General features: G+C 70.8%; 17 protein-coding genes. 8 read left to right on the top strand and 9 right to left on the bottom strand.

The genetic code is table 11. The features are described from left to right. Positions 1-75: 75 nt before the first annotated feature. A complete protein-coding gene (gene hemF, locus KF903_RS11005) occupies positions 76-1,050 on the bottom strand; it encodes an oxygen-dependent coproporphyrinogen oxidase (protein ID WP_291214629.1) in 975 nt (324 codons plus the stop codon). A gap of 106 nt (positions 1,051-1,156) precedes the next feature. Here hemF and KF903_RS11000 point away from each other — a divergent pair, with 106 nt between their 5' ends. From KF903_RS11000 to KF903_RS10990, 3 genes are read left to right on the top strand one after another with little or no spacing between them, the layout of a single operon-like run. Further along, positions 1,157-2,350, top strand: coding sequence for a beta-ketoacyl-ACP synthase (locus tag KF903_RS11000; protein ID WP_291214626.1), 1,194 nt, complete (start codon positions 1,157-1,159; stop codon positions 2,348-2,350). Beyond that, positions 2,347-3,093, top strand: a complete 747-nt coding sequence (locus KF903_RS10995; RefSeq protein ID WP_291214622.1) for a beta-ketoacyl synthase chain length factor — start codon at positions 2,347-2,349, stop codon at positions 3,091-3,093. Before KF903_RS11000 ends, KF903_RS10995 begins: the two co-directional genes overlap by 4 nt. Continuing rightward, positions 3,090-3,854: a glycosyltransferase family 2 protein gene (locus KF903_RS10990; protein ID WP_291214619.1), complete on the top strand. Its 765-nt coding sequence runs from the start codon at positions 3,090-3,092 to the stop codon at positions 3,852-3,854. Before KF903_RS10995 ends, KF903_RS10990 begins: the two co-directional genes overlap by 4 nt. Positions 3,855-3,869: 15 nt before the next feature. On the opposite strand, the gene KF903_RS10985 is transcribed toward KF903_RS10990, so the two are convergent. From KF903_RS10985 to KF903_RS10975, 3 genes are all read right to left on the bottom strand, one after another. Beyond that, positions 3,870-4,370 carry a methylated-DNA--[protein]-cysteine S-methyltransferase gene (locus tag KF903_RS10985; protein ID WP_291214617.1) on the bottom strand — a complete coding sequence of 167 codons (501 nt, stop codon included), beginning with the start codon at positions 4,368-4,370 and terminating at the stop codon, positions 3,870-3,872. 80 nt (positions 4,371-4,450) lie between these two features. Next, a complete protein-coding gene (locus KF903_RS10980) occupies positions 4,451-5,911 on the bottom strand; it encodes a DNA-3-methyladenine glycosylase 2 (protein WP_291214615.1) in 1,461 nt (486 codons plus the stop codon). A 56-nt stretch (positions 5,912-5,967) separates the two neighbouring features. Then, the gene (locus KF903_RS10975) at positions 5,968-6,747 is read right to left on the bottom strand and encodes an SDR family oxidoreductase (protein ID WP_291214612.1); all 780 of its coding nucleotides are present in this window, start codon (positions 6,745-6,747) and stop codon (positions 5,968-5,970) included. Between the two features lie 75 nt (positions 6,748-6,822). Here KF903_RS10975 and KF903_RS10970 point away from each other — a divergent pair, with 75 nt between their 5' ends. The 4 genes from KF903_RS10970 to KF903_RS10955 all read left to right on the top strand — a co-directional run bounded on the left by KF903_RS10970 (position 6,823) and on the right by KF903_RS10955 (position 11,981). Then, positions 6,823-7,068 carry a hypothetical protein gene (locus KF903_RS10970; protein ID WP_291214610.1) on the top strand — a complete coding sequence of 82 codons (246 nt, stop codon included), beginning with the start codon at positions 6,823-6,825 and terminating at the stop codon, positions 7,066-7,068. 128 nt (positions 7,069-7,196) lie between these two features. Next, on the top strand, positions 7,197-9,020 hold the full coding sequence (locus KF903_RS10965) for an FAD-dependent oxidoreductase (RefSeq protein WP_291214608.1): 1,824 nt from the start codon (positions 7,197-7,199) through the stop codon (positions 9,018-9,020). Positions 9,021-9,081: 61 nt separating this feature from the next. Continuing rightward, entirely contained in the window at positions 9,082-10,929 is a 1,848-nt protein-coding gene (locus KF903_RS10960; RefSeq protein ID WP_291214606.1) for a 2-oxoacid:acceptor oxidoreductase subunit alpha, read from the top strand. Beyond that, positions 10,926-11,981: a 2-oxoacid:ferredoxin oxidoreductase subunit beta gene (locus tag KF903_RS10955; protein ID WP_291214604.1), complete on the top strand. Its 1,056-nt coding sequence runs from the start codon at positions 10,926-10,928 to the stop codon at positions 11,979-11,981. Before KF903_RS10960 ends, KF903_RS10955 begins: the two co-directional genes overlap by 4 nt. A 74-nt stretch (positions 11,982-12,055) precedes the next feature. Here the strand turns inward: KF903_RS10955 and sppA are convergent, their stop codons facing one another. Together sppA and KF903_RS10945 are read right to left on the bottom strand one after the other, a co-directional pair. After that, positions 12,056-13,900 (bottom strand): signal peptide peptidase SppA, encoded by a 1,845-nt coding sequence (sppA, locus tag KF903_RS10950; protein WP_291214602.1) that lies wholly within the window; start codon positions 13,898-13,900, stop codon positions 12,056-12,058. Positions 13,901-14,017: 117 nt separating this feature from the next. Further along, positions 14,018-15,382 (bottom strand): MATE family efflux transporter, encoded by a 1,365-nt coding sequence (locus KF903_RS10945; RefSeq protein WP_291214600.1) that lies wholly within the window; start codon positions 15,380-15,382, stop codon positions 14,018-14,020. Positions 15,383-15,558: 176 nt separating this feature from the next. Between KF903_RS10945 and KF903_RS10940 the strand changes: the two genes are divergently transcribed. Continuing rightward, positions 15,559-16,755: a DUF3667 domain-containing protein gene (locus KF903_RS10940; RefSeq protein ID WP_291214598.1), complete on the top strand. Its 1,197-nt coding sequence runs from the start codon at positions 15,559-15,561 to the stop codon at positions 16,753-16,755. A gap of 3 nt (positions 16,756-16,758) precedes the next feature. Here KF903_RS10940 and KF903_RS10935 read toward each other — a convergent pair whose 3' ends face one another. From KF903_RS10935 to KF903_RS10925, 3 genes are read right to left on the bottom strand one after another with little or no spacing between them, the layout of a single operon-like run. Beyond that, on the bottom strand, positions 16,759-17,448 hold the full coding sequence (locus tag KF903_RS10935) for a DUF3106 domain-containing protein (RefSeq protein ID WP_291214596.1): 690 nt from the start codon (positions 17,446-17,448) through the stop codon (positions 16,759-16,761). Between the two features lie 9 nt (positions 17,449-17,457). Continuing rightward, the gene (locus KF903_RS10930; protein ID WP_291214593.1) at positions 17,458-17,823 is read right to left on the bottom strand and encodes a DUF3619 family protein; all 366 of its coding nucleotides are present in this window, start codon (positions 17,821-17,823) and stop codon (positions 17,458-17,460) included. Then, positions 17,820-18,398 carry an RNA polymerase sigma factor gene (locus KF903_RS10925; protein WP_291214590.1) on the bottom strand — a complete coding sequence of 193 codons (579 nt, stop codon included), beginning with the start codon at positions 18,396-18,398 and terminating at the stop codon, positions 17,820-17,822. The genes KF903_RS10930 and KF903_RS10925 overlap by 4 nt, the downstream gene beginning before the upstream one ends. Positions 18,399-18,518: the final 120 nt, after the last annotated feature.

The raw sequence follows: 18,518 nt of genomic DNA, 5'->3' as shown, positions 1-18,518 counted from the left end.
TGGTGCCTCGTGCGGCGGGCTCGCGTCCACTTGCACGCAGCGCGGCGGCCGCGTGCGCTGCGGCCAGCGACCGCGTCAGCCGCCGGCCAGCCAGTCGCGCGGTCGCAGGTAATCGGCCAGGCGCGCCTCGGCGCTGCCGGGCGCGGGGGTATAGCCGTATTCGAAGCGCAGGCGCGGCGGCATGCTCATGAGGATCGATTCGGCGCGGCCGCCCGACTGCAGGCCGAACAGCGTGCCGCGGTCGTAGACGAGGTTGAACTCGACATAGCGACCGCGCCGGTACAACTGAAACTCGCGCTCGCGTTCGCCCCATGCCATCGCCTTGCGTCGCGCCACGATCGGCAGGTAGGCGTCGAGGAAGCCATTGCCGACATGGCGCGTGATGCCGAAGCAGCGCTCGAAGCCGCCGGCACTGAGGTCGTCGTAGAACAGGCCGCCGACGCCGCGCGTTTCGCCGCGGTGGCGCAGGAAGAAGTATTCGTCGCACCACTGCTTCAGCCGTGGATACACATCGTCGCCGAACGGCGCCACCGCCTCGCGCGCGACCGTGTGCCAGTGACGCACGTCCTCGTCGAACGGATAGAACGGCGTCAGGTCGAAGCCACCACCGAACCACCAGTTGCGCTCACTGCCGTCCACATGGGCCTGGAAGAAACGCACGTTCATGTGGGTCGTCGGCAGGTAGGGATTGCGCGGATGCAGCACCAGCGACACACCCATCGCGGTCCATGGCGCGGCAGCCAGTTCGGGCCGGTGCGCGGTCGCCGACGCCGGCATCTGCGGACCCGACACCGCGGAGAAATTGACGCCGCCCTGCTCGAACACGGCGCCTTCCTTGAGCACGCGCGTGCGGCCCAGTCCGCTGAGCGCGCCGCCGTCGGGCTGGGCTTCGCGCTGCCAGGCGTCCTCGACGAAACACGCCCCGCCGTCGGCCTGCTCGAGCGCCGCGCAGATGCGATCCTGCAGCGCCATGAAGAAGCCGCGCACGGCTTCGATGTGGTCCGCCGCCACGGCCCGCGCGGCGGCTGCGGTTTGCCCATCGGTGGCCATGCTGCCTCCACTGCCGGAAAAGACCGCGCATTGTAGCGGGCGTGCATCACGGCGCCGCGCGCGCGCCATGCGATAATGCCGGCCACGACTTCGCCGTGTCGTCCACGTGCCCTGCCGGATTCCGCCGCTCGCCATCACTGCCGCCACCGTCACGACCGCGCTCGGCCGCGGCCGCGAGGCGCAGTTGCGCGCGTTGCGCGAGCGGCGCAGCGGCCTGCGCGCCAATGACTTCACCCGCAGCCCGTTGCCGTGCGCGGTCGGTCGCGTCGCGGGCATCGAGGACGTCACCCTGCCGCCTGAACTGCGCGACCTCGACAGCCGCAACCACCGCCTGGCCTGGCTCGGCCTGCACGGCGATGGCTTCATCGATGCCGCCCGCGCGGCGGTCGCGCGCCACGGCGCAGCGCGCGTGGCCCTGCTCGCGGCCACCTCGACCGCAAGCATCGGCGCCACCGAAGCCGCGTACAGCGAACTCGCCGGGGATCGCTTTCCGGCCAGCCTGGCGGCGCCGGAACTGCATACGCTGCACTCGCTCGGCCTGCTGCTGGAGCGCGTGATCGGTGCGCGCGGCCCCTGCATGAGCCAGTCCACGGCCTGCTCGTCGAGCGCGAAGATCTTTGCCCAGGGCGAACGCCTGCTGCGGCTGGGCCTTGCCGACGCGGTGGTGCTCGCTGGCGTCGATTCGTTGTGTGGCAGCGTGCTGTTCGGCTTCAACGCGCTCGAGCTCGTCGCGCCGCAGCCGTGCCGGCCGTTCGATGCGCAGCGCAACGGCATCTCGATCGGCGAAGCCGCCGGCTTTGTCCTGCTCGAGCGCGACGGCCCGCCCGGCGCGCCTCACCTGCTCGGTCATGGCGAGTCCTCCGACGCCCACCACATGTCGACGCCGCATCCGCAGGGTCTCGGCGCGCGGCTCGCGATCGAGGCGGCGCTGGCCCGCGCCGGGCTGGCTGCCGCCGACATCGACTACATCAACCTGCACGGCACCGCCACCGCCAAGAACGACGAGGTCGAGGCGGCCGTGATCGCGGCGCTGTTTCCGCCCACCACGCGCGCCAGCTCGACCAAGGGCTGGACCGGCCACACGCTCGGCGCGGCCGGCATCGTCGAGGCCGTGCTGTGCCTGCTCGCGCTCGAACATGGCTGCGTGCCCGGCACGCTCAACACCACCACGCCTGCGGCCGCCTGCGGGCCGCAACTGGCACTGGCCAACGAGACGCGCACGCTGCGCACCGCGCTCAGCAACTCGTTCGGTTTCGGCGGCAACAACTGCGCGCTCGTGTTCGGGCGGGGTCAGGCATGAACGCGCTCGAGCTGCGCATCACCGGCATCGGTGCCTGGTGGCCGCAGCGCGGCGACTGGCCGCAACTGCGCGCCTGGCTGCGCGGCGAGGCCATTGGCGGCGCCATCGCGGCGCGGCCGCCGGCCGGCGTGTTGCCGCAGGGCGAGCGCCGCCGCGCGCCGCTGACCGTGCTGCTCGCCTGCGAGGTCGCGGCGCAGGCCTGCGCGATGGCCGGCCACGCCGGCGCCGACCTGCCGTGCGTGTTCAGCTCGGCGCACGGCGAGGTCGCGATCTCGCACGACATGTGCGCCACGCTCGCCAGCGAGCCGCTGGCACTGTCACCGACGCGATTCCACAACTCGGTGCACAACGCCGCCGTCGGCTACTGGACGCTGGCCACGCAGTGCCACGAGGCCTCGAGTGCGCTGTCGGCCTGGCACGGCACGCTCGGCGCGGGCCTGTTCGAAGCCGCCGTGCTCGCCTGCGCCGAATCGCGACCCGTGCTGTTCACCTGTTACGAGGCCGCCGCCGAGGGCCCGCTCGCGCGCGTGCTCGGCGCCGATTCGACGCAGGCCCTCGCGCTCGTGCTCGATCCGGACCCCGCTGCGGCGGGGTCGCGCCTGCGCCTGCGCCAGCACGCGACCACCGCGACCGCCACCGCGACCGCCGCCGAACTGCTGCGTGCGCTGGCGCTGCAGCAGCCGGCGGCGCTCGCCTTGCCCGCCGGCATCCACCGTCAACTCGAGATCGAGATCACGCCATGAGCGCGACCAGCGCCGATCGCATCGCCGTCGTCATCCCCGCGCTCAACGAGGAGCGCGCCATCCGCGGCGTGGTCGAATCGGTGCTCGCGATCTGCCCGCACGTCATCGTCATCGACGATGGTTCCAGCGACGCGACCGTGCCGTGCATCGCCGACCTGCCGATCACGCTGATCCGCCACCCGCGTCCGCTCGGCAAGGGCCAGGGACTGCGCGACGGCTTTCGCAAGGCGCGCGAACTGGGCTTCGACGCCGTGATCGCGATGGATGGCGACGGCCAGCACCTGGCCCAGGACATCCCGCGCCTGCTCGCGGCCGCGCGCGCCCATCCCGAACACATCGTGATCGGCGCGCGCATCCGCAACAAGGACAGCCAGCCCAGCGCGCGGCGCCGCGCCAACGCGGTGGCCGACTGGGGCATTTCGTGGGGCTGCGGCATCCCGGTCGCCGACACGCAGAGCGGGCAGCGCTATTACCCGCGTGCGGCGCTCGACCTGGCCGACCTCGCCGCCGACGATTTCGTGTTCGAGGCCGCGCTGCTGATTGCCGCGGTGCGCGACCAGGGATTGGGCGTGGTATCGGTGCCGATCGACGTGCGCTACCACGGCGAATTCCGCGGCAGCCATTTCCGCCCGGTGCGTGATGTCACGCGCATCACCTGGTACACGATCCGCCGCGTGGTGCACTACGGCAGCGTCGTGCGCAGCTACCGCGCCTCGCATTCGACGCCGCCGCTGATCTTCGATCCGCCCGCCAGCGCCTGAACGGCAGCGCCGCGTTCACGACGCGCGGCGGTGAGGCGGTGTGGCCAGCACGCGCTGCTCGTGATCGAGCAACCATTGCTTGGCCGGCAGGCCGCCGCCGAAACCGGTGAGCCTGCCGCTGGCGCCGATCACGCGATGGCAGGGCACGATGATCGGCAACGGATTGGCGCCGTTCGCGGCGCCGACGGCGCGGCTCGCCGCCGGCTTGCCAATGCGCCGTGCCAGTTCGCCATAACTGATCGTCGTGCCGTAGGGGATGCGCGCCAGCTGGCGCCAGACGGCGAGGCGGAACGGCGTGCCGCGCGGCGCCAGCGCGAGCTCGAAGCCGAGCCGCTCGCCGGCGAAGTATTCGCGCAGCTGCGCCAGCGCATCGTGCAGGCCATCGTCCTCGCGCCGCCAATCGGGCGCGATCACGGCATCGCGATCAGGCTGGTCGAAGCGCAGATGGTGCAGGCCATCGGCAGCGCCCGCCAGCAGCAGGCGACCGATCGCAGTGTCGAGGTAGGTGTAGTGCATCGTGGTGGCTTCCGTTGTCGTGTGGGTGGGCGGATCGGGGATGGCCGTGCGGGCGCTCGGCGACCGCACTGCGGCGCGGCTCAACTCGCGCGCCACAGCAGCATCACCGCATAGGCGCGCCAGGGTCGCCAGCGCTGGCTCAGCGCCTCGAGCTCGCGCGCGGTCAGCGTGCGGCCCTGGCCGGCCGCGCGGCGCAGGATGAGGTCGGCGGCCGGAAACGCGTCGGGATGGCCGAGCGCGCGCATCGCGATGTAGTGCGCCGTCCAGGCACCGATGCCGGGCAGCGCCACGAGCGTGCGCTCGAACTGCGCCAGGCCCTGCTCGCCGCCAAGGCTGATGCGGCCATCGAGCACGGCGCGTGCGAGGCCGCGGATCGTCGCCGCACGCGCCCGTGTCACCCCGTGGCGTTCGAGCGGCGCCTCGACCAGCGCGGCCGGCAGCGGGAACAGGCGCCCGACGCCGAACGGCTCGCCTTGCGCACAGCGGCCGCCATGCGCGTCAACCACGCGCGCCGCCAGCGTGCGCGCGGCGGCCACGCTGACCTGCTGGCCGAGCACCGCGCGCACCGCGATCTCGAATCCATCCCAGGCAGCGGGCAGGCGCTGGCCGGGCCAGCGGCGCAGCAGCGGAGCGAGCAGCGCATCGCCGCGCAACACGCGCGCGATCGCCCGCGGATCGGCATCGAGGTCGAACATGCGCTTGACGCGCGCGACGATGTCGCCGAGCGCCGCGCTGGCCGGATGATGCACGCGCAGCGTCAGCGCGGCAGCGCCGTCGGCGCTGACCTCGAACCAACCCGGCGCGGCATCGAGCTGGAAGCTGCGTCGATAGCTGTGGTCGGTGACCGATTCCACGCCCGGTATCGCGCGCCGCGCGAAGAACTCGATGAGCTGGGCGAAGTCGTGCGGCGCGCGGCGCGGCAATCGCAGCACGAGTGCGGCGTCCGTGCCGGGCAGCGCCGCGCGGGCGCGGCGCACCGCGCGCGGTGGCCTGCCGTAGCTGGCGAGGAACGCGGCATTGAAGCGGCGCAGACTCGCATAGCCGGCCGCAGCCGCAACCTGCGCCAACGGCAGCTCGGTGTCGGTGACGAGCTGCTTGGCGAACAGCAGGCGCCGCGTCGCGGCAACCTCGAGCGGACTGGCGCCGAGCTCCTCGGCGAATAGCCGCCGCAGGTGGCGCTCGCCGACACCGATGCGCGCGGCCAGCGTCGGCAGGCCGGCGGCATCGAGCGCGCCCTGCTCGATCAGGCGCAACGCGGCCGCGACGAGCTCGCTGCGCGCGCGATGCAGCGGCGACCCGGGCGCCGCTTCGGGCCGGCAACGCAGGCAGGGCCGGAATCCCGCCGCAGCGGCCGCCGCGGCGCTGGCGTAGTAGCGCAGATTGCGCGTGCGCGCAGCCGGCGCGGGACAGGTCGGCCGGCAATAGATGCCGGTGCTGGTGACGGCGGTGTAGAACAACCCGTCGAAGCGCGCATCGCGTGCCAGGCGCGCCCGCTCGCAGGTGCGCAGATCGAGCTCGAGCGGAGCGACGCGGATGGCCATGGCCGCATGGTAGCGCCTGCGCCGTGTCCGAACTGGCCGTTTTCGGCCATCGCTGCCTAGAACCCGTAGCGCAGGAACCCGCCATCGACGGCGATGCATTCGCCGGTGATGTAGCTGGCGGCCGGCAGGCACAGGAAGGCGACCGCGGCAGCGACCTCGTCGGGCTCGCCGATGCGGCCCATCGGCGTGCGCAGCAGCACCTCGTCGAGATAGTCCGCATCGGCCAGCGCGCCTTCGGTGCGGCGCGTGCGGATGTACCACGGCGCAACCGCATTGACGCGGATGCCGTCCTCGGCCCATTCGCAGGCAAGGTTGCGCGTGAGCTGGTGCAGCGCAGCCTTGCTCATGCCGTAGGGCGCACCGGTGCGCACATGCGTGAGTCCCGATACCGAGCCGACGTTCACGATCGCGGCATGGCCATGCTCGACCAGCAGCGGATGCGCGAGCCGGCACATGTCGAAGGCGCTCACGAGATTGGTCTCGATCAGTTCGCGCACCTCGGCCAGCGCATAGTCGAGCGCGGGCCTGACTTCGTTCGCGCCGACGTTGTTGACGAGCAGCGACAGCTCGACATCGAGATCGGCGATCCAGTCGAACACTTCGAGCCGCTGCTCGGCCACGGCAAGATCGGCGGCGCAGGCATGCCAGGCGCTGGCCGGAAACTCCTCGGCCAGTTCGTCGCGCACGCTGCCCAGGTGGGCCTCGTCGCGCGCAACGAGCAGCACGTCGGCGCCGAGCACTGCCAGCTCGCGCGCGCAGGCCAGGCCGATGCCGCGACTGGCGCCGGTGACGAGCGCGGTGCGGCCTTCGAGCCGCCAGCGTGATGGCGTCGTCATCGCATGCTCCTCGTGCTTGTCGCGCGGCAGGGCGCGGCGCAGACTTTAGCCGATCCCCAGCCCCGGAGCCGCGCCATGATCCGCACCTCTGTCCTCAGCCTTGCCCTGCTCGCCCTCGCGGGCTGCGGTGGCGGCAAACCGCCGGCGCAAGCCGACCAGCCCGCCGCCGCACCGGCACCCGAGCAACGCCAGAAGACCGTGTTCGACGACCAGCTCAAGGCGATCGACAAGGCCAAGGGTGTCGAACAGCAGCTCATGCAGGAAAAGGAGCGGCACGACAAGCAGATCGAAGCGCAGGAGAAGGGTGACGCGGGCTCCTGAGCGCGAGGTGGACGCGGCCGCGGCCGCGGCATCGACCTTGGCCGCATGGTGCGGCGCACCTTTGCCGGGCACGATGGCAAGGCTAGGCTCGCGCCCAGCCCGCGCGGCGCGTTGACGGCGAGACCGAGATGCAACCGACCGATATCCGCAACCCCGCCCATTTCCACAAGGTCGTCGATTGCCAGTGGGCCTGTCCGGCCCACACGCCGGTACCCGAATACATCCGCCTGATCGCAGCCGGGCGCTATTCCGACGCCTATCTCGTCAACTGGAAGGCCAATGTGTTCCCGGGCATCCTCGGGCGCACCTGCGATCGCCCCTGCGAACCGGCCTGTCGGCGCTCGCGCGTCGAGGAAAGCGCCGGCAACAAGCCCGAACCGGTCGCGATCTGCCGCCTCAAGCGCGTCGCCGCCGACCTCAAGGACGACGTGCGGGCGCACCTGCCCAAACCGGCCACGAAGTGGAACGGCATGCGCGTGGCCTGCGTCGGTGCGGGCCCGTCCTCGCTCACCGTGGCGCGCGACCTCGCCCCGCTCGGCTACCGCGTCACGGTATTCGAAGCCGACGCCAAACCGGGCGGCTTCATGCGCACGCAGGTGCCGCGCTTCCGCCTGCCCGAGGCCGTGATCGACGAGGAAACCGGCTACATCCTCGACCTCGGCGTGGAATTCGTCGGCGGGCGCCGCATCGAATCGATGCGCGCGTTGCTGGGCGAGGGTTACGACGCGATCTTCATCGGCAGCGGTGCGCCGCGCGGGCGCGATCTCGACCTGCCCGGGCGCCACCAGGCCGCTGCCCACATCCATGTCGGCATCGACTGGCTGGCCTCGGTCTACTTCGGCCACGTCAGCCGCGTCGGCAAGCGCGTGATCGTGCTCGGCGGCGGCAACACCGCGATGGACTGCTGTCGCTCGGCGCGCCGGCTCGGCGGCGAGGATGTCAAGGTCATCGTGCGGTCGGGCTTCGACGAGATGAAGGCCAGCCCGTGGGAGAAGGAGGATGCGATGCACGAAGGCATCCCGATCCTCGACTGCCGGGTGCCGAAGGCGTTCCTGCACGAAGGTGGCCGCCTCGTCGGCATGAGTTTCGAGAAGGTGCGCGTGGAATACCTCGATGGCCGGCGCCGACTGGTGCCGACCGGCGAGCCCGACGAAGTGCACGCATGCGATGAAGTGCTGGTCGCGGTCGGGCAGGAAAACGCCTTCCCGTGGATCGAGCGCGACATCGGCATCGTGTTCGACGCCAAGTCCGACATGCCCGTGGTCGACAAGCTCACGCTGCAATCGACGCTGCCGCACGTGCTGTTCGGCGGCGATGCCGCGTTCGGGCCCAAGAACATCATCTGGGCGGTCGCCCACGGCCATGAGGCGGCGCTGTCGATCGACCTCCTGCTCGGTGGCGCCGACACGCGCGACCGGCCCGGGCCGGCGGTGGAGCTCATCTCGCAGAAGATGGGCATCCACGAGTGGAGCTACGACAACGACGTCTCCAACGACGCGCGCTACAAGGTGCCATGGGCCGATCCGGCCAAGTCGCTCACCAGCATGAAGCTCGAGGTCGAACTCGGCTACGACGCCGAACTGGCCTGGAAGGAAGCGCAGCGCTGCCTCAACTGCGACGTGCAGACCGTGTTCAGCGACAACCTGTGCATCGAGTGCGATGCCTGCGTCGACATCTGCCCGATGGACTGCATCACCTTCACGCACAACGGCGAGGAAGCCGAGCTGCGCACGCGGCTGTCGGCGCCCGCACTCAATGTCGAGCAGGCGCTGTACGTGTCGGCGCCGGTCAAGACCGGCCGCGTCATGGTCAAGGACGAGGACGTGTGCCTGCACTGCAGCCTGTGCGCCGAGCGCTGCCCGACCGGCGCCTGGGACATGCGCAAGTTCTTCCTCGAACTCGCCCACGCCGGCGACGGCAACCCGCGCGACGGCAAACAGGAGGCGGCATGAGCGAGCCCGCGCGTCCGGCCGCCCGCCGCGCCCCCACCGTGCATCGCAAGGCAACCGGCGCATGAACCCGATCACGGCCGTCAACGACTTCGTCGTCAAGTTCGCCAACGTCAATGGCTCGGGCTCGGCGTCGGCGAACGAACTGTTCGCCAAGGCGATCCTGCGCATGGGTGTGCCGGTCAGTCCGCGCAACATCTTTCCGTCCAACATCCAGGGCCTGCCGACCTGGTATGAAGTGCGCGTCAGCGAGGCCGGTTGGCTCGGGCGCCGTGGCGGCGTCGATCTCATGGTGGCGATGAATCCGCAGACCTGGGATGCCGACCTCAAGGAAATCGAGCCGGGCGGCTACCTGTTCCACGACTCCACCAAGCCGTTGCCGAAGTCGAAGTTCCGCGACGATGTGCGCGTGCTGGCGATGCCGATCACGCAGATCTGCAATGCCACCTACAGCGATCCGCGCCAGCGCCAGATCTTCAAGAACATCATCTATGTCGGCGCGCTGGCGCAGTTGCTCGGCATCGAGACGCAGGTGCTGGAGACCCTGATCGGCGAGCAGTACCGCAACAAGCCCAAGCTGTACGAGCCCAACGTGCATGCGCTGCGGATTGGCCGCGACCACGCGCGCGAGCATTTTTCCGCTGCACCGATCGGACTGGCGGTACGCCGCGCCGACGCGGTCGGCCAGCGCATCTTCACCGACGGCAACAGCGCGGCGGCACTGGGCTGCGTCTACGGCGGCGCCACGGTCTGCGCCTGGTATCCGATCACGCCCTCGACATCGGTGGTGGAGGCGTTCGACAAGTACTGCGGCAAATTCCGCACCGATGCCGCCAGCGGCGAGCGCCGCTGCGCGATCGTGCAGGCCGAGGACGAGATCGCGTCGATCGGCATGGTGGTCGGCGCGGGCTGGAATGGCGCGCGCGCGTTCACCGCCACCTCGGGCCCCGGCGTGTCGCTGATGACCGAGTTCCTCGGTCTGGCGCACTTCGCCGAGATCCCGGCCACCGTCATCAACGTGCAGCGCGGCGGCCCGTCGACCGGCATGCCCACGCGCACGCAGCAGGCCGATCTCATCGCCTGCGCCTACGCCTCGCACGGCGACACCCGCCACGTGCTGCTGTTGCCGCAGGACCCGCACGAATGTTTCGAGTTCGCCGCCAGCGCACTCGACCTCGCCGACCGCCTGCAGACGCCGGTGTTCCTGATGAGCGACCTCGACATCGGCATGAACCAGCGCCTGTGCGAGCCCTTCGCCTGGGACGATGCGCGCCGGCTCGACCGCGGCAAGGTGATGAGCGCGGCCGAACTGGAAGCGGGCAAGGACTTCGGCCGCTACAAGGACGTCGACGGCGACGGCATCCCGTGGCGCACCTGGCCCGGCACCCACCCGAGCAAGGGCGCCTACTTCACGCGCGGCACCTCGCGCGATCCGTATGCGCGCTATTCCGAACGCGGCGCCGACTACGTCTACAACATGCAGCGGTTGCTGCGGAAGTTCGACACGGCCAAGACGCTGGTACCGCAGCCGCTGTCGCGCAAGGCCGCGCGCGCAACCGCGTTCGGCGCGATCCACTTCGGTTCCACCGCGCCGGCCATGGACGAGGCGATCAGCACGCTCGAGGCCGACGGCCTCGCGCTCGACACGCTGCGCATCCGCGCGTTCCCGTTCGCCGACAGCGTGGCCCAGTTCATCGCCGCGCATGAGCGCGTGTTCGTGGTCGAGCAGAACCGCGACGCCCAGCTGCGTTCGATGCTCATCAACGAATTCGACATCGACCCGGCGCGGCTGGTGCCGGTGCTGCATTACGACGGCACGCCGATCACCGCACGCTTCATCATCGCCGCGATCGCCGGCCAACTGCGCGAAGCGGCACCCCATCTGCATCCCGTCGAGGCGGTCCGCGCATGACCTACATCGCCAAACCCAGGCTGCATCACCCCTCGCTGGCCTGCAATGCGCTCGGCTATACGCGGCGCGACTACGAAGGGCGCGTGTCGACGCTGTGCGCCGGCTGCGGCCACGACTCGATCTCGGCCGCGATCGTGCGCGCCTGCTGGGAACTGGCGATCGAACCCCATCGCGTGGCCAAGCTCAGCGGCATCGGCTGCAGCAGCAAGACACCGGACTATTTCCTCAGCCCGTCGCACGGCTTCAACACCGTGCACGGACGCATGCCCTCGGTGTTGACCGGCGCCAATCTCGCCAACCGCGAGCTGCTCTATCTGGGCGTATCGGGCGACGGCGATTCGGCTTCGATCGGCATCGGCCAGTTCGTGCACGCGATCCGCCGCGGCGTGAACATGGTCTACATCGTCGAGAACAACGGCGTGTATGGCCTCACCAAGGGCCAGTTCTCGGCCACCGCCGACGCCGGCTCGGTGTCGAAGAAGGGCGTGGTCAACACCGACGCCCCGCTCGACCTCGTCGGCCTCGCGCTGCAGCTCGGCGCCAGCTTCGTCGGGCGCAGCTTTTCGGGCGACAAGGAACAGCTCGTGCCGCTGATCAAGGGCGCGATCGCGCATCGCGGCGCCGCGATCCTCGACGTGCTCAGTCCCTGCGTCACGTTCAACAACCATGCCGGCAGCACCAAGAGCTACGACTACGTGCGCGAGCACAACGATTCGATCAACCGGCTCGACTTCATCGAGCCGCGGGCCGAGATCACGGTCGACTACGCACCCGGTGAACTCATCGAGGTCACCCAGCACGATGGCAGCCTGCTGCGCCTGCGCAAGCTCGATGCCGCCTACGATCCATCCGACCGCGTCGCCGCGATGAACTACCTGCACGAGCGCCAGGCCGCCGGCGAGATCGTCACCGGCCTGCTCTACGTCGATGAAGGCGCGCAGGACCTGCACGCCCATCTCAAGACCGTCGCCACCCCGCTCAACACGCTCGACACCGCCGCGCTGTGCCCAGGCGCCGCGGCGCTCGACCGCATCAACGCGGCCCTGCGCTGACAGGGGCCACCGCCACGCCGCCGGTCACTGCCTGCCGGCGGCCTGACTGCAGCGACGCGGTACCGCCGTGCGGCTCAATGCGGCTCGCACAGGCAGTGCGCCCAGGCGGCGAAGCGCTTGCCGCGCAACACCTCGGCAATCGCCGACAGTTCGCGCATCTCGTGCCGGCCGAGCAGGCCGGGCGGCAACTGCAGGCCGCTCCAGCGCGCGAACTGCAGCGTGGCATCGCTGCCGCCGAGCGTGATCGCCAGCCGCTGCCAGGGGCTCAGCGGCTGCTCGATGTAGCGCACGGGATGGTCCTTGTCGAGCTTGGCCAGCGCGGCCGCGGCCGCGATCGCATCGTCGAGACCGCCGAGCTTGTCGACGAGGCCGCGCTCCTTGGCCTGGGCGCCGGTCCACACCCGACCCTGCGCGATCGCGTCGACCTCCTCGGGCGTCTTGTTGCGCGCCTTGGCCACGTTGCCGATGAATTGCGCGTAGCCGCGCCCGATCACGCTGGCCAGCACCGCCTCCAGTTGCGGTGACAGCGGGCGGCGGATGTCGAAGGCGCCCGCCAGCGGCGTGGTGCCGACGCCATCGGTGTTGATGCCGATCCGGGCCAGCGTGTCGGGGATCGTCACGAACAGGCCGAAGATGCCGATCGAGCCCGTGATCGTGTTGGGCTGCGCCCAGATCTCGTCGCTGGCCATCGAAATCCAGTAGCCGCCGCTGGCCGCGACATCGCCCATCGACACCACCACCGGCTTGCCGGCCTCGCGCGCCTGCGCGAGTTCGCGGCGGATCTGCTCCGAGGCGGTGGCGTCACCACCGGGCGAATCGACCCGCAGCACGATCGCGCTGACGCCGGCGTCCTCGCGGGCGCGGCGGATCAGGTCGGCCGTCGACTTGCCGCCGATCATGCCGGGCGGGCGCTCGCCGGGCACGATCTCGCCCTGTGCCACCACCACCGCAACAGCCTTGCCCGCGCGCGGCAGGCGCTGGGCCTGGCGCGAACCCAGGTAGTCGGCGAAATCGATCTGGCGGAAGCTGTCGCCGTCGGCCACGCCGAGCGCGCGCAACTGCGCACGCGCCTGCGCGCCAGTGGCAAGCTCGTCGACGAGCTTCTGCTCGAGCGCCAGCTGGGCCAGGTCGCCGTGCTGGGCGGTGACGCGCTGGTCGAAATGGTTGATGTCGTCGCTGAGCGCGGCGGCGTCGATCTTGCGCAGGCCGGCGACTTCGTCGATGTATTCCTGCCAGATGCCGCCCATCCAGTAGGCGTCGGCCTGCTTGGCGGCCTCGGAGGCATGATCGAGCACATACGGCTCGCCGGCCGACTTGTAGGTGCCCACGCGGATCAGATGCGCCTGCACGCCGAGCTTGTCGAGCGCGTCCTTGTAGTAGCTGCGGTAGTTGGACAGGCCTTGCAGCACGACGGCGCCGTCGGGATCGAGCAGGATGCGGTTGGCATGCGCCGCGAGCAGGTACACGTTCTGCTCCATGCCGGTGCTGACCACGACGATTTCCTTGCCGGCGGCCTTGAAGCGCTCGAACGCGGCGCCGAGCTCGCGCGCAGTGGCCAGGCCCAGGCTCGTGATCTGGTCGGGTACGAACACCATGCGCTCGATGCGGGCGTCGGCGGCAGCGCCATCGATCGCCTCGAGCAGGTCGCGCAACTGCACTTCGGCCTGCTCGTTGCCGCTGAGGCGCGCGAGCGCGCGTCCGGTCGGGTCGACCGAGTACTGCTCGACCACGGCGCCACTGGGGTCGAACACGAGCGCGGTGCGCGCGTCGATCTTGCGCGTGCCACTCGACAGGCTGACCAGGATCGCGACGACGATGGCGACGAAGATGAGGTTGAACACGAGCCGGCGGGCGAAGTTGAGCGCGTCCCAGAGCGCGCGGAACAGGCGGTAGATCGGGCCGTGGGAGCTGGTTGACATCGGTGACTCCAGTGGCGCACGTGGCGCGCAATGCCAAGGATGCGTGCGCCGCGAGCGGCCACGCGCAGTGGATGGACGTGCCGCCCGCGGCGGCGCGCAATTCGCTTGCCGGGCAGCCTACCCCAATCCGTCGGCAGCCGGCATGGTGCGGGAGTCATGGCCAAATCCGGCCAGCGGGCGCCGCGCCAGACGCCAGAAGCGGCGCGTCAGCAGGATGGCTGCCATGCTGAGGCCGGCGATCAGGCCGACCCACAGCCCGGCCGCACCGTAGCCGCGGCCAAAGGCCAGCCACCAGCCGATCGGCAAGCCGACCAGCCAATAGGCGAACAACGTGATCGCCATCGGCACGCGCGTGTCCTTGAGGCCGCGCAGGGCGCCGTTGGCGGCGCACTGGATGCCGTCGGAAAACTGGAATATGCCGGCCAGCATGAGCAGTTGCACCGCCACCGCGATGACGGCGGCATCGTGCGTGTAGGCACGCGCGATGAGCTGCGGCGCCAGCAGCATCGCGCCCGAGGTCAGCGACTGCGTCACCAGCACGAGCATGAAGCCGACCGCGCCGGCGTCGCGCACGCGCGCCGAGTCACCGGCGCCGACCGCGTGCCCCACGCGCACGGTGGTCGCCATCGCCACCCCGAGCGGCAGCATGAACGCGACCGAGGCGACGTTGATCGCGATCTGGTGGCCGGCAATGATGTCGGTGCCGAGCGTGCCGATCGCCAGCGCCACGCCGACGAACAGGCTCGCTTCGGCGAACAGCGTCACCGCCATCGGCACGCCGATGTGCAGCAGCTCGCCGATCGCGCGACGCTGCGGCCACTCCAGCGCCGCGAACGCATGCAGGTCGCGGTAGTGGCGGCTGCGCATGACGTAGAGCGCGAACGCGGCCAACTGCAACCACAGAACGAGCGCGGTGGCGATGCCGCTGCCGCGCGCGCCCAGGCGCGGCACGCCGAAGGCGCCGTACATGAGCACGTAGCCGATCGGCGCCAGCAGGACCAGACCGAGCAGGCTGAAGTACAACGTCGGTCGCGTCACGCCGACGCCTTCGCCCAGGCCACGCAGGGTGAAGAACAGCGCCAGCGCCGGGGCGCCAAACGCGATCGCGTGCAGGAAGCGCACCACGTCGGCCACCAGCGGCGGGTCGATGCCGATGCGCGAGACGAGCAGTGGTCCGCCGAAGTACACGGCCACGCCGAGCAGGCAGCCGAGCACGAGCGCCAGCCACAGCGCCTGGCGGAACAGCGGCCCGATGCGCTCGCGCAGGCCGGCGCCGTTGAGCTGGGCCACCGACGGCGGCAGCGACATCATGACGCCGATCGCCACCACGATCACGATGGCCCAGATGCTGGTGCCGACCGCGACCGCGCCGAGCGTGTGTGCGTCGAGATGGCCGGCCAGCAGCGCGTCGACCACGTTCATGCCGACTGCCGACAACTGGCCGAGCACGAGCGGCACCGCAAGCTGCAGCGTCTCGCGCATTTCACCGCGACGCGCGGGCGACAGGGAAAGGACGGCTGGGAGCATCGGTCGGTGGACGAGGTGCGGACGCCAAGTGTGGCACGACTGCTGTGCGCGCTGGGGCCACGCGCGCTTGCCGCGGCGGAAAATTGCGTACGATGCGAGCCTGGAGCGAGGGGTGCCATGGGAGCACGTCGATGACTGCGCACGACATCGCGCCGAGCACGCCGGCGGCGCCGCCGATCGCGCCGGAACCTGCAGCCGCCGCGACCTGTGGCGACTGCGGCACCGTGCTGCAGGGCCCGTGGTGCCATGCCTGCGGCCAACCGGTGCAAGGCATGGTGCGGCATCTGGCCAGCGTGATGTCCGACGTCGGCGACACGCTGTTCAATGTCGACTCGCGCATCTTCCGCAGCCTGTTGCCGCTGTATCTGCGGCCGGGCTTCCTCACCAACGAGTACCTGGCCGGCCGGCGCACGCGCTACGTGACGCCGTTCCGGCTGTTCTTCTTCCTGTGCGTGGTCGCGTTCTTCGCCATCCAGTTCGGCATCAACCTCACGATGATCGACGAGTTCGGTCGCGGAGAGGTCACGCTCGGCGACATCCGCAGCGCGCAGACGCCCGAGGAACTGGACGCACGCCGGCAGGCCTACCTGGCCCTGCTCGAGGCGGCGGCACCGGCCGCCGCCGGCGCGCCGCGCGCCAAGGCGCGGCTCGACGCCCAGGTTGCCGCGGCGCAGGCCGCCGCAACCGAGCGTGCGCGCTTCCTGCGCGAGCGTGCGCAGGCCATTGCCAATGGCCAACCCACCCCAACCGATCCGGCGGCGGGCGGCACGATCGAGATCGACGGCGTGGCGTGGCAGCCCACGCGCGAGAGCGTGCGGGTGGCCTGGCTGCCCGAGATCCTCAACGAACGCCTGTTCATCGCCGCCCAGCGCGTGAAGGACAACCTGGTGCTCGCGCGCCGCGAACCGTCGCACCTCGTCGAGGGCGTGCTGTCGGTGCTGCCGCAGACGATGTTCGTGCTGATGCCGCTGTTTGCGCTGCTGCTCAAGTTCGCCTACGTGTTCAAGCGTCGCCTCTACATGGAACACCTGATGGTGGCGCTGCACAGCCACGCCTTCGCCTTCCTGTCGTTGCTGCTGCTCGTGCTCGTGGACCTGCTCGGCGGCTGGCTCGTGCCGCGTTGGCCGGCGACGGCAGGCGCCTTCACGCTGCTGACGGCAGCGATGTGGAGCTGGCTGTTCGTGTACCCGTTGCTGATGGCCAAGCGCGTGTATCGCCAGGGTTGGCTGATGACGCTGCTCAAATACGGCTTCGTCGGCACTTGCTACCTGGTGTTGCTTGCGCTCGGCATCAGCGGCGCCCTGGTGGCGAGCCTGGCCCTGACCTGAGTCTCACTCGCCCGCGCGCGGCAAGGTGGCCGCGTAGTCGCGCAGCGCCTTCAGGTCGAGACTGCGCAGGCGCTGGCGCTCGGCGGCGCGCGCCGCCTCGGGCAGGTCGTGCAGGTGGGCGCGGATCGCCGCGCGCTCGGCCGGCTCGAGTTGGCGCCAGAGCGCCTGTGCCGCACTGCCCTGCCCGGCACGCGCGCCGGCGAGAAAGGCGGCGCGCTGCGACGGTGTCAGTGCCTGGTACTGCGCGCGCAGCGCCGCGCGCTGCGCCGGCGGCAATTCGCGGAAGTGGCGGAAGGTGTCGCGCAGGCGTTGTTGGGCATCCGCCGGCATCGCCCTGAAGCGTCCATAGTCGGCGGCCAGCCGCTCACGCTGCGCGGGCGTGAGCGTGGCCCACCAGGTGAGCCGCTGCGTCATCGCGGCACGCCGCGGCGGCGGCGCTTGCTGCCAGCGCTGCGCGAATTGCAGCAGGTGTTGCTGACGCGCGCCGGCGAACCCGTCCCATTGCGCACGCAGCGGTGCCAGTGCGGCCTGCTGCTGCGCATCGAGCGCGTCCCAGGCCAGTGGCGCGGCTGCATCGGCACTGGCGGCGGCCCACGCCGGCGGCGCCGGCAGCCACGGCAGCGCGCCGAACGCGGCCGCGGCCAGCAGCAGCCAGCGGGCCCAACGAGTGGCGGCGGACGGTGGTTGGTGCATGCGCGTGCCTCAGTCCAGCTCACGGTCCTGGCGCGCATCGAGCCAGGCGTAGAAGTCGAGGTCCTCGTACAGGTCGACACTGTCGTCGCCGGTCAGCAGGCCGTCGCTGGCGGCGCTCAGGCCGCTGGCGGCTGCCGGTGGCGCCGCCGTGCGCTGCAAGCGGTGCCCGAGTCCCAGCGCGAGCAGCAGGGCCGCGCTGGCGCCGACGGCTCCGACCCCGAACCAGACCCGTCGCTGCCGGCGCCGACCATGCGCGAGGGCGCGCTGGCGCGCCTGATTGAGGCGCGACAGGGTGGCCGCATCGAGCGTGTCGAGCGAGGCGTCGAGCAGGGCGAGCGAGCGCTCGAGCCAGGGTTCGCGCATGGAATCGTTCATCGGTAGGCCTCCAATTGCCCGCGCAGCCGCGCCAGCGCGCGCGACAGATGAGTCTTGACGCTGCCCTGGCTGCAACGCATCGCGGTCGCGGTCTGCGCCACGTCGAGTCCTTCCCACAGTCGCAGCAGGAAGGCCTGGCGCTGGCGCAGCGGCAAGGCGCGCAGCGCAGCGTCGAGGGCCAGGCCGGCCTCGCGATCGGCTAGGCGTGCCAACGGCCCCGGCTCGCGGCCATCGGCGATCGCGAGCAGCGGATCGCCGGCTTCCTCCTCGTCGCTGCCGCCGCGAGCGAACCACACGCTCCAGCGGCTGCGTACCGCATGGCGGCGCTGCCAGTCGTGGATGCGGCTGTCGAGCACGCGCCAGAACAGCGGCGGCCATTGCTCCGGTGGTTGCGCGCCATAGCGGCTGGCAAAACCGAGCATCGCCTCCTGCACGAGCTCCAGCGCGTCCTCGCGCTGCCGCGTGGCAAGCTCGGCCATGCGCCAGGCGCGCCGCTCGACGCCGCGCAGGAAGGCATCCAGCCGTTTGGCCTGTGCCGGCGCAGCGGCATCCGCGGCGGGATCAAGCTGGCTCATCTGATGACTGGTCGCGTACACGTCGCCGACATTCTCGCGCAGGGAACAGGCTGTGCAACGCGCAATGACGGCAGCGGTTGACGGCTTGGCCGACATGGCCGCCGCGACGTGGTTTCAATG

This window comes from Dokdonella sp., from assembly GCF_019634845.1.
GTDB lineage: Bacteria > Pseudomonadota > Gammaproteobacteria > Xanthomonadales > Rhodanobacteraceae > Dokdonella_A.
This window is presented reverse-complemented; position numbering and strand designations above follow the sequence as displayed.

Coding starts and splice junctions, on each gene's coding strand:
- hemF (WP_291214629.1), bottom strand. CDS start 1,050: ATGGCCACCGATGGGCAAACCGCAGCCGCCGCGCGGGCCGTGGCGGCG.
- KF903_RS10995 (WP_291214622.1), top strand. CDS start 2,347: ATGAACGCGCTCGAGCTGCGCATCACCGGCATCGGTGCCTGGTGGCCG.
- KF903_RS10990 (WP_291214619.1), top strand. CDS start 3,090: ATGAGCGCGACCAGCGCCGATCGCATCGCCGTCGTCATCCCCGCGCTC.
- KF903_RS10985 (WP_291214617.1), bottom strand. CDS start 4,370: ATGCACTACACCTACCTCGACACTGCGATCGGTCGCCTGCTGCTGGCG.
- KF903_RS10980 (WP_291214615.1), bottom strand. CDS start 5,911: ATGGCCATCCGCGTCGCTCCGCTCGAGCTCGATCTGCGCACCTGCGAG.
- KF903_RS10975 (WP_291214612.1), bottom strand. CDS start 6,747: ATGACGACGCCATCACGCTGGCGGCTCGAAGGCCGCACCGCGCTCGTC.
- KF903_RS10970 (WP_291214610.1), top strand. CDS start 6,823: ATGATCCGCACCTCTGTCCTCAGCCTTGCCCTGCTCGCCCTCGCGGGC.
- KF903_RS10965 (WP_291214608.1), top strand. CDS start 7,197: ATGCAACCGACCGATATCCGCAACCCCGCCCATTTCCACAAGGTCGTC.
- KF903_RS10960 (WP_291214606.1), top strand. CDS start 9,082: ATGAACCCGATCACGGCCGTCAACGACTTCGTCGTCAAGTTCGCCAAC.
- KF903_RS10955 (WP_291214604.1), top strand. CDS start 10,926: ATGACCTACATCGCCAAACCCAGGCTGCATCACCCCTCGCTGGCCTGC.
- sppA (WP_291214602.1), bottom strand. CDS start 13,900: ATGTCAACCAGCTCCCACGGCCCGATCTACCGCCTGTTCCGCGCGCTC.
- KF903_RS10945 (WP_291214600.1), bottom strand. CDS start 15,382: ATGCGCGAGACGCTGCAGCTTGCGGTGCCGCTCGTGCTCGGCCAGTTG.
- KF903_RS10940 (WP_291214598.1), top strand. CDS start 15,559: ATGACTGCGCACGACATCGCGCCGAGCACGCCGGCGGCGCCGCCGATC.
- KF903_RS10935 (WP_291214596.1), bottom strand. CDS start 17,448: ATGCACCAACCACCGTCCGCCGCCACTCGTTGGGCCCGCTGGCTGCTG.
- KF903_RS10930 (WP_291214593.1), bottom strand. CDS start 17,823: ATGAACGATTCCATGCGCGAACCCTGGCTCGAGCGCTCGCTCGCCCTG.
- KF903_RS10925 (WP_291214590.1), bottom strand. CDS start 18,398: ATGAGCCAGCTTGATCCCGCCGCGGATGCCGCTGCGCCGGCACAGGCC.